13 protein-coding genes are annotated in these 12652 nt (G+C 42.0%); 9 read left to right on the top strand and 4 right to left on the bottom strand.

The features are described 5' to 3' along the window. Window positions 1-41: 41 nt before the first annotated feature. The 7 genes from D9X91_RS05140 to D9X91_RS05110 all read left to right on the top strand — a co-directional run bounded on the left by D9X91_RS05140 (window position 42) and on the right by D9X91_RS05110 (window position 6008). A complete protein-coding gene (locus D9X91_RS05140) occupies window positions 42-887 on the top strand; it encodes an ABC transporter permease (RefSeq protein ID WP_121679517.1) in 846 nt (281 codons plus the stop codon). Beyond that, window positions 884-1663, top strand: coding sequence for an ABC transporter permease (locus D9X91_RS05135; RefSeq protein ID WP_121679516.1), 780 nt, complete (start codon window positions 884-886; stop codon window positions 1661-1663). Before D9X91_RS05140 ends, D9X91_RS05135 begins: the two co-directional genes overlap by 4 nt. Before the next feature lies 1 nt (window position 1664). Beyond that, window positions 1665-2669 carry an ABC transporter ATP-binding protein gene (locus D9X91_RS05130; protein WP_121679515.1) on the top strand — a complete coding sequence of 335 codons (1005 nt, stop codon included), beginning with the start codon at window positions 1665-1667 and terminating at the stop codon, window positions 2667-2669. Next, window positions 2666-3463 (top strand): DeoR/GlpR family DNA-binding transcription regulator, encoded by a 798-nt coding sequence (locus D9X91_RS05125; protein ID WP_121679514.1) that lies wholly within the window; start codon window positions 2666-2668, stop codon window positions 3461-3463. The genes D9X91_RS05130 and D9X91_RS05125 overlap by 4 nt, the downstream gene beginning before the upstream one ends. Then, window positions 3453-4457, top strand: coding sequence for a histidinol phosphate phosphatase domain-containing protein (locus tag D9X91_RS05120; protein WP_121679513.1), 1005 nt, complete (start codon window positions 3453-3455; stop codon window positions 4455-4457). The genes D9X91_RS05125 and D9X91_RS05120 overlap by 11 nt, the downstream gene beginning before the upstream one ends. A gap of 84 nt (window positions 4458-4541) precedes the next feature. Continuing rightward, the gene (locus D9X91_RS05115; protein ID WP_121679512.1) at window positions 4542-5066 is read left to right on the top strand and encodes a superoxide dismutase family protein; all 525 of its coding nucleotides are present in this window, start codon (window positions 4542-4544) and stop codon (window positions 5064-5066) included. Window positions 5067-5405: 339 nt separating this feature from the next. After that, on the top strand, window positions 5406-6008 hold the full coding sequence (locus D9X91_RS05110) for a histidine phosphatase family protein (protein WP_121679511.1): 603 nt from the start codon (window positions 5406-5408) through the stop codon (window positions 6006-6008). Between the two features lie 49 nt (window positions 6009-6057). On the opposite strand, the gene D9X91_RS05105 is transcribed toward D9X91_RS05110, so the two are convergent. Further along, entirely contained in the window at window positions 6058-7221 is a 1164-nt protein-coding gene (locus D9X91_RS05105) for a MalY/PatB family protein (protein WP_121679510.1), read from the bottom strand. 113 nt (window positions 7222-7334) lie between these two features. On the opposite strand from D9X91_RS05105, the gene D9X91_RS23125 reads away from it, so the two are divergent. Further along, on the top strand, window positions 7335-7406 hold the full coding sequence (locus D9X91_RS23125) for a DUF1871 family protein (protein ID WP_121679891.1): 72 nt from the start codon (window positions 7335-7337) through the stop codon (window positions 7404-7406). Window positions 7407-7445: 39 nt separating this feature from the next. Here the strand turns inward: D9X91_RS23125 and D9X91_RS05095 are convergent, their stop codons facing one another. Together D9X91_RS05095 and D9X91_RS05090 are read right to left on the bottom strand one after the other, a co-directional pair. Beyond that, window positions 7446-8282 (bottom strand): alpha/beta fold hydrolase, encoded by an 837-nt coding sequence (locus D9X91_RS05095; RefSeq protein WP_121679509.1) that lies wholly within the window; start codon window positions 8280-8282, stop codon window positions 7446-7448. Window positions 8283-8856: 574 nt separating this feature from the next. Beyond that, a complete protein-coding gene (locus D9X91_RS05090) occupies window positions 8857-10200 on the bottom strand; it encodes a sodium-dependent transporter (RefSeq protein WP_121679508.1) in 1344 nt (447 codons plus the stop codon). Window positions 10201-10586: 386 nt separating this feature from the next. On the opposite strand from D9X91_RS05090, the gene yugI reads away from it, so the two are divergent. Further along, window positions 10587-10991 carry a S1 domain-containing post-transcriptional regulator GSP13 gene (gene yugI / locus D9X91_RS05085; protein WP_121679507.1) on the top strand — a complete coding sequence of 135 codons (405 nt, stop codon included), beginning with the start codon at window positions 10587-10589 and terminating at the stop codon, window positions 10989-10991. Between the two features lie 82 nt (window positions 10992-11073). Here yugI and D9X91_RS05080 read toward each other — a convergent pair whose 3' ends face one another. Further along, window positions 11074-12453, bottom strand: a complete 1380-nt coding sequence (locus D9X91_RS05080; protein ID WP_121679506.1) for a sigma-54 interaction domain-containing protein — start codon at window positions 12451-12453, stop codon at window positions 11074-11076. Between the last annotated feature and the right edge of the window lie 199 nt (window positions 12454-12652).

Here is a 12652-nt window from a genome sequence, read left to right as displayed (position 1 = left end):
ATGTACACCCGGCTTTTCCTATTTATGAGGAGTGAGCTTTCATGAGGAAAAAAGGATTGAGCGTTTATATCACATTAGCGCCATTGGTCATTTTTATATTATTGTTTTTATTGGTTCCCTTGATTTCCATGGTTATTTCCAGCTTCTTTCAAACTGAAGGAGGAAGCTTCTCGTTTCATAATTATATCGAAGTCTTTACGAATCCGTATTATTATAAATCCTTCAAAAATAGTATTTTGATTTCTGTGATTTCCAGTGCCATCGCTATGATCCTATCATTGTTCACAGCCTATGCCATCACTTTTTTCAAGAAAAGAGTCCAGGATAGGATTCTGGTTTTGGCCAACTTAACATCTAATTTTGCAGGGATCCCGCTTTCTTTTGCGTTTATTGTATTATTAGGAAACAGCGGATTATTTACCATTCTGTTCAAGGAATTGAACATCGGTATGTTCAGTGATTTCAATTTGTACTCTTGGACCGGACTTATATTGATATATGTTTATTTCCAACTCCCGTTGGCGGTTATGTTGATGTTCCCTGCTTTTCATGGGATCCAAAAACAATGGAAGGAGTCGGCTTCCTTATTGGGGGCGTCCCCTTTCCAATTCTGGTATCGGATCGGAATGCCGATTTTACTGCCAAGTGCAGCAGGAACTGCAAGTATTTTATTTGCAAACGCAATGGGGGCATATGCCTCTGCCTATGCTTTGACAGGAAGTACGTACAATTTAGTAACGATCCGCATTGGCGCGTTGATTTCCGGGGACATTTTTGCACAGCCCCAGCTTGGAAGTGCGATTGCAGTGCTCCTTGGCCTCACACTTGTGACAGCAATGCTCTTTAACGAGTGGCTGATGAGAAGAGTAAGGAGGGACGTTAAATGAAAAAGAAGCTAACGGCTTACTTGCCGATCGGGATTGTATTCCTGTATTTGGTCATCCCCTTGATGGCAACCTTGCTCTATTCCTTATCGACAAAGTGGAATAAAACGGTCCTTCCGGAAGGATTGACGTTTTCGTGGTACACGACATTATTTCAAGACGATCAATTTATCCAAGCCCTGATGCATTCGTTGATTTTATCTGCTGGAGCGACTGTCATAGCAGCTGTCGTTATGGTGCCCGCCATCTTCACAATTGTTGTTTATGCCCCCAAGTGGGAGAAATGGCTGCAGGCTACCGTATTAATGACGTATGCCATGCCAGGAGTCATTATGGCGGTAGGTTTGTTGAGGGCTTATTCGAAAGCAGGATTGCCTATGGTATTGGTTACAATCGGTGCATATTTCATTGGGATTATGCCTTATATGTACCAAGGGACGAGGAACAGCCTAAGGAACATCCGTGCCGACAAATTAATGGAGGCTGCAGAATTGTTAGGAGCGACCCGGACAAAGGCTTTTTTGCAAATAATCGTCCCTAATATTTTGACAGGGATTTTAGTATCAGCGCTATTATCATTTTCCATCTTGTTCGGGGAGTTTGTACTGGCGAATTTATTATTGGGCGGAAGCTTCGAGACCATCCAAATTTATCTGTATCAAAAGCTGAGCAAAAGCGGCCATTTGGCAAGCGCCATTGTCGTATGCTACTTCCTTTTCATTTCAATACTATCTAGTCTGGTAGTTAAATTTGCCCAGCGGAAAAAGGAGACGATTTAAGATGAGCTTCGTTGAGTTGAAAGATATCAACAAATCCTTCGATCGGAATACGGTACTGAACAATATGAATCTATCTGTCGAAAAAGGTGAATTCATCACTTTTCTGGGTCCGAGTGGATGCGGGAAAAGTACCTTGCTTCGCATCATCGCCGGATTGACTTCAGCGGAAGAAGGATCGATTTCCATTGATGGCAGGAATGTGACTTCCTTAAGCCCGAAGGAAAGAGAAGTTGGAATGGTATTTCAATCCTATGCCCTTTTTCCGAACATGAATGTTTTTGATAATATTGCGTTTGGCTTGAAAATGAACAAAACGGAAAAAACGGAGATAAGCAAACGAGTTTCAAGAATGATTGAACTGGTGGGATTAAAAGGGAAAGAAAAGGCATATCCTCATGAATTATCAGGAGGACAGCAGCAGCGTGTAGCCCTGGCGAGAAGCATCGTGGTCGAGCCCAAGGTCCTGCTGCTCGATGAACCATTGAGCGCCTTGGATGCCCAAATCAGAAAAAATCTTCAACAGCTGCTGAGAACGATTCAGCAGGATCTGGGCATGACGATGATTCTTGTCACCCATGACCAGGAAGAGGCGATGGTCGTAAGTGACCGGATATTTATTTTAAATGAAGGAGAAATGGTCCAATCCGGACATCCTCATGACCTATATATGAACCCGAATTCTGAATTTGTCGCTAGATTCATAGGAAACTATAATGTTTTGAGCAAGGACGAAGTGACAAAGATGTTTGGAGAAGCACCTCTTGAAGGATGCGATTTATTCGCGATCCGCCCTGAAGCCTTTGACCTCCTTCCGCAAGAGGATGCACTCCGGCTACAAGCACATGTCCAAAATGTTTCAGTACTTGGCAATATCGTCCGCTATGAAATGATGGCAACCGGCATCCGTTTCTCAACCGATTTGCTCCAGCAAAGGAACCGTGATCTGAAAATCAATGAAGAAGCTGTTCTTTATATTCAGAAAGAGGATGTGATTCCGCTGGCATGAGCATGTTTTTAAATGAGCGCCATCGACTGATTTTGGACGAGCTTGAAAAAGAAGAAAGAATCTATGTTGCCAGAGTAGCAAAAAAAATCGGTGTGACGCCTGAAACCATCAGAAAGGATCTAGATTTTCTGGAGCATGAGAAGAAGCTCAACCGCATCCATGGAGGTGCGGTAAAGTATGTCCCCCCTGCACAAGAGCCAATGTTCCGCCAAAAAATGAATGTCCAGTTAGAGGCGAAGAAAAGAATCGGAAAGCTTGCAGCACAATTCGTGAAAAGCGGCGATACAATCATGCTGGATGTAGGGACCACCACTTTTCAGCTGGCTAATTCTTTGACCGGCCTGCAGCGTATAACCATTGTCACAAATTCGATTTCAGCAGCAGAAGTAATCAACAAAAGGCTGGAATCAAAAATGTTTGATGGGAAATTGATTGTTCTTGGGGGAATATCGAATCCTGAACAAAAATCCGTTTCGGGAACATTGACCAGGCAGATGCTGAAAAACTTTCAGTTTGACAAAGTATTCCTCTCATGCGGTGGACTTACCCCTTTAGATGTAAGTGATTACGATTTGGAAGAATCCATCATATCTGAAGCGGTTATCAAACAGGCAAAACAGAAATTTCTGCTCGTCGATTCCAGCAAACTCGGCCATCTTTCTTTTTATCGAATTTGTCACCTGAATGATTTGGATTATGTGATCTGTGATGAGCCCATGCCGGAAAAGTGGAAGAAGGCTAAGGAATCATTAAAATGGATTTCACCAAAAGGAGGAGATTCCCATTACGGTTGATTATCATGTACACCTAGAAGAGGGACCCTATTCCTTTAAGTGGCTGGATAGGACCAATCGTGCATTGCAGCATTTTCATCAAGTAGCTGGAGAGAAGCATCATCGTAAATGGATGTTGGAGAGTCATCAGCTTCTTTCAGAACGGCTGGAAAATGGGCCATATTCCAAACCATGGCTGGACCTGTACCTCCAAAAAGCGAAAGAACTCGATCTGAAAGAAGTAGGGATCGTCGATCATTTATACCGCTTCATGGAGACAAAGGAATACTTTATTAAATACATGGATTTAAGCGATTCCGAGCTAGGCAGAAAACAGGAGGCTTGGTTGAAGCAGGTCATGACTGAAAGCATGGACGAATATTGGGACTTTATCCAAGGTGAAAAAGAAAAGTGGTCCAGAAATGGAATTGAACTTCGGATCGGAATTGAAGCGGATTACTTTCCGGGATGTGAAAAAGATTTAAGCCTGCTTCTCCAAACATACGAGTGGGATTATGTGATTGGATCTGTTCATTTTGTGGATGGCTGGGGCTTCGATAACCCTGAAACCATTCAATATTTTGAGAGGTTTTCATTGGAAGGACTATATGAGAGATTCTTTCATATCGTTGAAGCTGCAATCAGAAGCGGATTATTCGATTTTGTTGCCCATCTGGATAATTTAAAGGTTTTTAATTTTAGACCGAATGAAGAAAACTTGCTGCCGCACTACAAAAGAATTGCAAGTGCATTGGCAGAAACGGATACAGCTACGGAAGTGAACGCAGGCCTTTATTATCGCTATCCGATAGAAGAAATGTGTCCAAGTCCTGCATTTCTAAAGGTGTTAGTGGATGAAGGAGTCAAGTTTACGACGTCATCAGATTCCCATTATCCAGACGATCTTGGAAAATATGTAGAAGAAAATTCAAAAATGTTAAAAGCGTTAGGAATTGACGAAGTAGCAACTTTCCAAAAAAGAAGAAAACAATATAAATTGTTATCATCCTTATAATTCCCTTTCTTTTCTAATTACGAATAGGGATTCCTCCACATGGCTAAAATGATAAAAGAGAATGTTGGTTCTGGAGGAATAGAAATGAAATGGTTATACGTATGTATCGCAGGTGGTCTGCTCCTTGCAGGATGTGCCCAGCAAAATCCTAAAAAGAATGTAGTGGATATGAAAAATGCAGACGGGGATTCCATTGGGACGATCAAAATGGAGGAGCAGGCGAAAGGTGTATTGCTCAATATTAATTTAGAAGGGCTGCCTCCGGGAGATCATGCCATCCATATACATGAAATCGGCAAGTGTGAAGCCCCTGATTTTACTTCAGCAGGAAATCATTTTAATCCCGATCATAAAAAACATGGTTTATTACATCCTGAAGGGGCACATGCAGGAGATTTGCCCAACTTGATCGTTAAGCAGGATGGGACGGTGAAGGCGACGATATTGGCGCCGAATCTGACGTTTCAAGAATCGCAGACTTCCCTCTATACGAAAGATGGAACATCGATTGTCATCCATGAAAATAAAGATGACGGCATGAGCCAGCCTGCAGGAGACAGCGGAGACCGAATTGCGTGCGGCGTCATTACCAAGAACAAAAAGAAATGATAAAAATCACTGAACGGGAAAAGATTACAGGCTGCCGGCAACCTCAAAGAATTTCGAGTTTGCCGGCCGTTTTTTTCTCTAAATAAGGCTGTTATTAAAAGAAGATTGTTTCCTTAAATTGGAGTGGAAGGTGCGAGACTCTTCGAAAATGCATTCGCATTTTCTTCATGCGGTGTTTCTTCGAGGAAGTTAATTCTATGTCCAGGGGGATTTCTTCCGCGCAAATCAACTAGTAGCAATAGAATTGACGAATAGTGCCATTAATAAATAGAAAACTTTCCCTCTTTGGGAAGGTTCTTTTTTATGCAATAGAGAATTATTTGAAGGAGGAGGATGAATATGGAAATTATACTTGTAAGGCACGGCGAGTCAGAAGCCGATATATTGAATGTCCATGAAGGAAGGGCAGACTTTTCCCTGACATCAAAGGGCAGGCAGCAGGCCGAAGCATTGGCCGAATATGGGTCCAAACATTTTTCTGTCAGTCATATCTATTCAAGCACCTTGAAAAGGGCGAAGGAAACGGCTGATATCATCAACCACAAATTGAATCGTCCCATATCTTTCGTGGAGGATTTAATGGAATGGAATAACGGTGTTCTTGCTGGCCTTTCGCGTGAAGAGGCAATGGAGAAATATCCGGAGCCGAAAGGTGGGAGAAAGCCGCATGAACCAATCGAAGAGGGTGAATCCTATCTGGATTTCAGGCTAAGGGCGGAACGTGTTTTTTCAACACTTCGGCATAAACACGCGGATGAAAGCATCATGATCGTTTCCCATGGCGGGGCAATTTCCAACATGTTAAATGCTTTCTATCAAATGCCTGTCGTGTCACCTTATCTATTCAGTACGGGGGATACAGGCTTTCACTTACTGGCCATAAAGAACAACGAAAGGCTGACGAGGGTATTGAATTGCCAGGTCCATTTAATAAGAAAATAGCAGAAGCAGGGGAATCATCTGCTGTGTGCGGGAGATTCCCCTGCTCCTGTTATTGTTCTAAGGCGATTTTCAGTCGGTTCAACCCTTCCTTAACCATTGAACGAGGACATGCAATGTTCATCCGGATAAAGCCTTCTCCGCCTAATCCGTATTTTGTTCCCGGTTCAAGGGCAAGCTTTCCTTTGTTAAGGAGCCTTTCCTTAATTTCCTGATCGGAAAGTCCGGTTTCATTGCAATCAATCCACACTAAATACCCACCTTCCGGATCCATGACTTTTAATTTTGGCAGGCTTTCGCGGATATAATCTTTCACTAATTGGATATTGCCCTTTAAGTAGATGAGCAATTCCTCAAGCCATTCTTCTCCGTGGCGATAGGCCGCTTCCATACCGATGATCCCGAATATATTTAAAGTGAAGAATCCCTGCTGTTTTTGAAGCTGGGAGATTTTTTTTCTCAATTCCGGATCTGGAATGATCATGCTGGAAGCTTGCAGTCCTGCTAAATTAAAAGTTTTGCTTGGTGCGATGCATGTGATTGTGAATGGATGGTACTCTTCGGAAAGGGACGCGACGGGAATATGTTCATTCGGTTTATGGATTAAATCTGAATGAATTTCATCTGATATTAAGATGACATCATGCTCTTTGCATAGCTCGGCAATTTTTACGAGTTCTTCCTTTGTCCATACCCGTCCGCCGGGGTTGTGGGGATTGCATAGTAAAAAGAGCTTAACGTCTTGCTGCAAAGTGGAATCCAATTTGTCAAAATCTATCTTGTACTGATTGTCGATTAAAACGAGGGGGCAATTGACCAATTCTCTTTTATTTTCTTTGACTAAATTAAAGAAGGGAGTATACACCGGTGATTGCACAAGAACCCGGTCGCCTGGATTTGTCAAGGCGGAAATGGCCATTCCAAGTGCAGGCACGACCCCCGGGCTGTATAACAGCCATTCTTTTTCTATTTTCCATTTATGACGTTTAGAAACCCATTCCTGGATGGATAGTGCCGCATGATCTGGAATGAACGTATAACCGAAGAGTCCATGCTCTATGCGCTCCTTTAAAGCTTCCGTAACGGCTGCAGGAGGACGGAAATCCATATCGGCCACCCACATGGGGTGCAAATCATGTTTGCCATATACGTTTCTTAACGCGTCCCATTTTACAGAAGAAGTATCTTTACGATCTATCTGTTCATTGAAATTCATCTAACATCACATCCATTCTTCTTTTCTGATTCTATGATAAGATATGAACAAAAAAAATTAAAACAATAAGGTGAGTTGATGGATATACAGCCATTGAACATATCCTTGGTCGAATGCTTGAACAATGGGATCCGTTCTTATTTGGAGAAGCGGCATATGAAACCGAAATCGAATGTTCCCTATAAAAAAGATGAGGCTGTCCCCTCCAAAAGGAACAGCCTCTTTTATACAAGGGCGCCGTTGTGAATGAAGTCGAAAAGGTGGTTTTTTACTTCTTCCGGCTTTTCTTCAGGGACTAGATGTCCTGTCTCCTTTAGGACAATCAGCTTCGAATTCGGTAAATCATGGTAAAGGCGCTCCCCGACAGCAAGGGGGACGACCTTATCATGTTCTCCCCAAATCAGGAGGATGGGGGTGTGGATTTTATTCAATAAATTTTTGGTTAAATCCCCTTCACGGTGACGGATCATCCTTGTCAGGGCAATGAATATATCATCTTCCAAAAATGGCCGGAGATAGCCGTACATCATTTCTTCATCTATCAAGGATCTGTTATGGACTACATTCTCTATGTTCCGTCGAACCCCCGATTTAGCGAGCCAATATTTCACATAGTGATGAAAGAATGGAAAATAGCTTGAAAATACAAGCGGCCACTTCGACTTTTTTAAATATCCTGAGCTGCAGAGAAGGACCCCCTTTTCGATCAATTCCGGGCGTTCCTTCATAATGTTCAGGGCAATTTGTCCGCCCATCGAATGCCCTATCAAGGAGACCTTTTCATAATTCATCTTTTCCATGAATTCAATGATGGTACGGGCAATATTCTGATAGGAGTAGACAAATGCCGGTGATTTGCCGCTTCTGCCAAAAGGCGGGAGATCGATTGATACAACATGGAAATCTTGTTGGATCAAAGGTATGAGCCTTCGATAGCTGAATGTGGAGGACAAAAATCCGTGCAAAAGAACGATGATTTGTTTTGTATTGTCATGGTTGTACTCTTCGTAATAAAGATCAATCCCATTAATCGAAACCTGTTTTCCGGCTGCCGATGTCATTCAATCCCACTCCTTTGTTCTGTAATTTTTATATTACCCTGAATGGGAATCGAAAAATCATTCTTTCATAAAAACAATAGGCTGTTTTCTTAACGGGTTGTTTTTTTAAAAAAAAGGCAATATTAAACCTTGGTGTTGTTATTAGCCTGTTTCCAGCTGTTGATTGGATTGCAAGCCGTAGACTACGACGGGAAAAGCGGAGTCAAGGAGACCCCGGAGGCGCTATCCGAGGAGGAATCAGGCGGATGTTCGATTAAGGTTCGGCATGTCCTCTAAAAACGCCAGGCATTTTTCTTCGTGCGATGTGTCGCTGTCAAAGCGTTCCTTGTCCACTGCCAACATCGAACGATCTCATTTCGTGTGAGGCCCGCGGAAAGCGAAGACTTGCACGGAAATCAACAGCGGTATCTAACAAAGCCTAAAAATAAATTCAAGAAAACACCCAAACAAAAAAAGGAGGCTGACTCCTTAAGGAATCAGCCTCAAAAACAAACAAAGGGGGGAATACTAGAAAGTCTTGTGATAATAGCATGTCCAGGAACCGTTATGGTTATACATGAAAATCTGAAAATATTTAAATTAGATTCAGTGATTGCAAAAAGATGAAAACAATCGCAAGCGGGATCAAATAACGTACCGAGAAATACCAAAGCCCAAATAGATATGCAGGGACAGAGGTTCCCGACCTCATTTCTTCAACAACATCCTTTCTCGGCAAACGATACCCTACGAACAAGGAAATCAACAATGACCCGAGTGGAAGACCGATGTTGCTTGTAAGGAAGTCGGCAAAGTCGAAAAACGATTTCCCCATAATCTTGACATCGCTGAGCACTCCAAAAGATAAGGCGCTCGGGATGCCGAATAAAAAGACGATTGTCCCGGCGATCCATGTGTATTTTTTTCTTTTTTCAGCGACTTCCTTTGAAAGCACTGCAACAATGATTTCCAATATGGAAAAAGCGGAGGTCAAAGTTGCAAACAATAGCAAAATAAGAAAGACGATAAAGAATACATGACCAAATGCGATGTGATTAAAGACAGCAGGGAGGACGACAAATACGAGCCCTGGTCCGGCATTTGGTTTGAATCCAAGTGCAAATACCGCAGGGAAGATGACAATCCCAGCTAAAAAGGAAATAAATATATTCAATATTGATACTGAAAATGCTGATTTTGGCAAACTATCCTTTTTAGGAAGATACGATGCGTAAGTTACCATTACTGAAATACCTACGCTCAAAGCAAAGAATGACTGCCCAAGAGCCATCAATACAGTCTGTCCGTTCATTGCATCAAGATTGGGAGCAAGGAAGAATTTTACCCCTTTCCATGCACCGTCAAGCGTCAAGGAGCGAACTGCCAGAACGATAAATAAAATAAAAAGTGCAGGCATCATATACTTGCTGGCGCGTTCAATCCCTTTTTGTACACCACCTTGAACAACATACATCGTCATGATCATGAAAACAAATTGTGCAATCAGAACCTCGGCGGGGTTTGCAATAATATGATTAAAGAGCTGCCCGTATTCCTCCTCGGTGCGTCCCATGAAGGTGTTGGAAAAACTCCTGCCAATATAGGATACGACCCATCCACCGACAACGCTATAAAATGAAAGCAAAATAAAGGAAGCGGCGACGCCGAGGTAACCAAGCCAATGCCACTTGCTTTTCGGTGCCAGTTTTTTGTATGAAGTCACGGCGTCTGCCTGTCCTCTTCTGCCGATGACGAATTCGGCCAAGAGCATCGGGGTGCCGATTATCAATGTAAACACAATAAAGAGAAGAAAAAAGACTCCCCCTCCGTTCGTCCCCACCATATATGGGAACTTCCATATTGCCCCAAGGCCGATTGCCGAGCCGGCAGCCGCCAGGATAAAACCAATCTTGGATGACCATTGATCTTGAGTTTTCATCATAAATCTCCTTTAACTAGATTTCTCGTTGATTTTTTCAATGTTACTATGGATGAATTGAAATGTGTAGGCTATTTTTATTTAAAATCTAGAATTATTATACAAGAAAGATTTGTCAGAAAAAAATTGGGGATTAATTAAATATTTTGCACGGCGCTGGATTCATCCGGGTTTGCCGTATGGAGCGGGCGATTTTCTGTCAATGCAACAATAAATTTGTTTTTGGAGTCTATAATAATGGATAAAAAAGGCCAAATTAATAGGGATATCAGCGAAGAGGACAAATACGGAACTCAACGAGGTTCTTTGATTCCGACCGGGTTTTATGATATAATCTACAATTGCGTGTAAATGGAGAAAAAATTTATTTATTTAGGAGTGTTTCCATGGCTACAAATTATGAAGTAGGTAACGTACTGACAGGTAAAGTTACTGGTATCCAACCATACGGTGCATTCGTTGCACTTGACGAAGAAACTCAAGGACTTGTCCATATTTCCGAAATCACTCACGGTTTCGTAAAAGATATTAACGATCACTTGAAATTAGGAGACGAAGTGAACGTAAAAGTTCTTTCCATCGATGAAGAAAAAGGTAAAATCAGTCTTTCAATCCGTGCGACTGAAGAAGCGCCGAAACAAGAAAATACGCAAGCAAAGCCTAAAAAAGCTCGCCGCCAAGGCAGTGTGAAACCAGCTCAAGCTGATGCACCAACTGGTTTTAATACACTTAAGGACAAGCTTGAAGAGTGGATCGAGCAGTCTGAACGTGAAGATCTAATCAAAAAATAATTTGAAATCCGGACATTTTTGTCTGGATTTTTTTTTTTTTAGCCCTGCCCCTCTGGTGACAGGCACCCAAGGGGCAGGCTGTTTATTCCTGCCGTTCAATTTCGTATTTCCTTATGCGGTATTGCAGATTCTGTCTGCTCATACCGAGTGCTTTGGCCGTTTTGGTAATGTTGAAGTCATGGTGTATCAAAGCTTTTTGGATATAGTAGATTTCAGCATCCTGCATATATAAATCCAATGGTTTAATTTCTCTTTCAGATTGGTAAAGAAGGTCTGGATTATAGTCATGTTCAAGCTTTTGTCTGAAATAAAGCGGAAGGTGGTTATACGAGATTTCCCCTTTAAACTCCATTAAATTCATCGCGCCTTCTATGACATGTTCCAATTCTCTTACATTCCCCGGCCAATCATATTGTTCAAACCGCTCCTGGACCTCTCTTGAAACTCCGGAGACTTTCAGCCCAAGAAGCTGATTGAATTTATCTATGAAATAATCTGTCATAAGGAGGATATCCTTATTACGCTCCCGTAAAGATGGAATGAAAATAGATACTGCACTCAGACGATAATATAGATCTTTACGCAGCTTTCCATCTGCAATGGCATCGATTGGATCTTCGTTCATTGAAGCCAATACCCTGACATCTACGTGGCGGTCGAGCGTATCTCCCACTCTGCACACATTTTTTTCAAGAATGACCTTCAAAACTTTTTCTTGGATGGAGATGGGGAGTGTGTGAATGTCCTCGAGTAGCACCGTTCCGCCATCTGCCTGCTCAAATATCCCTGGTCGTTCGGGGGAGCCCTCCGCTTGAATCGAACCGAAGAGGACTTGTTCCAACAAATCCTTTGTCATACCCGCACAATTCAGGCCAAGGAATGGATGGCGCGACCTGCTGCTCTCTTGATGAATGCTTTGCGCGAACAATTCCTTTCCTGTCCCTGTTTCCCCGATCAATAACACGGGTGAGGCGACGCCTGCTGCCCGCTTGCTTGTTTCAATTGCTTGTCTGATTTCATCACTGCAACCGAGGATGCTTTCAAAAGAATAAACCGCATCTCCGTTTTTCACCACATTTTCCCTCATGATTTTTTCAAGTTTTGAAACATCCCTGGCAATTTCCATTGCTCCTATCATCTTGCCATTTTCAATAATCGGAAATGTGTTATTGATTGTCGTGATTTCTTCTCCCTTATTATTAAAATAGGTTTGTTTTATATTCAAAATGGGTTCCCCACTCTTCAACACCTTAAGCAAAGTGCTGTCTTCCCATTGATGGAATTGAAAGACTTCCAACAGTTTTTTATCCAATACGTCCTGAATTTCCATGCCTTCAATCTTTCTCATCTTTTCATTGTAAATGACTGTTTTTCCGTCTTCGTCGATGACATGGACGCCAGCGTCTATGGAATTGACCACCTTTTCGTATATTTGTATGAGTCTTGCATGATCTTCTTTCAATGTTCGTTCCTCCCTTAAAGGGTGTAAAAATATTGTGAAGAAAATACTTGAAAAACGCAATGATATTTTGCATTATTATATATGTAAGGGTTTTCTTAATGCAAACTTTTTTTGCATTAAGCATATATTAATAGTATAAGAGCTTCGTATTTTTTCTATGATTTTCAGCTAAAACCTTAATGAAGAGAGGAAGGATCTA

The sequence above is a fragment of the Falsibacillus albus genome, from assembly GCF_003668575.1.
GTDB classification, from domain to species: Bacteria; Bacillota; Bacilli; order Bacillales; family DSM-25281; genus Falsibacillus; species Falsibacillus albus.
The sequence above is the reverse complement of the archived record's forward strand: the minus strand, read 5'-3'. Positions and strand labels throughout refer to the sequence as shown.

Coding starts and splice junctions, on each gene's coding strand:
- D9X91_RS05095 (WP_121679509.1), bottom strand. CDS start 8,282: ATGACATCGGCAGCCGGAAAACAGGTTTCGATTAATGGGATTGATCTT.
- D9X91_RS05115 (WP_121679512.1), top strand. CDS start 4,542: ATGAAATGGTTATACGTATGTATCGCAGGTGGTCTGCTCCTTGCAGGA.
- D9X91_RS05105 (WP_121679510.1), bottom strand. CDS start 7,221: ATGAATTTCAATGAACAGATAGATCGTAAAGATACTTCTTCTGTAAAA.
- D9X91_RS05125 (WP_121679514.1), top strand. CDS start 2,666: ATGAGCATGTTTTTAAATGAGCGCCATCGACTGATTTTGGACGAGCTT.
- D9X91_RS05135 (WP_121679516.1), top strand. CDS start 884: ATGAAAAAGAAGCTAACGGCTTACTTGCCGATCGGGATTGTATTCCTG.
- D9X91_RS05130 (WP_121679515.1), top strand. CDS start 1,665: ATGAGCTTCGTTGAGTTGAAAGATATCAACAAATCCTTCGATCGGAAT.
- yugI (WP_121679507.1), top strand. CDS start 10,587: ATGGCTACAAATTATGAAGTAGGTAACGTACTGACAGGTAAAGTTACT.
- D9X91_RS05110 (WP_121679511.1), top strand. CDS start 5,406: ATGGAAATTATACTTGTAAGGCACGGCGAGTCAGAAGCCGATATATTG.
- D9X91_RS05140 (WP_121679517.1), top strand. CDS start 42: ATGAGGAAAAAAGGATTGAGCGTTTATATCACATTAGCGCCATTGGTC.
- D9X91_RS05090 (WP_121679508.1), bottom strand. CDS start 10,200: ATGAAAACTCAAGATCAATGGTCATCCAAGATTGGTTTTATCCTGGCG.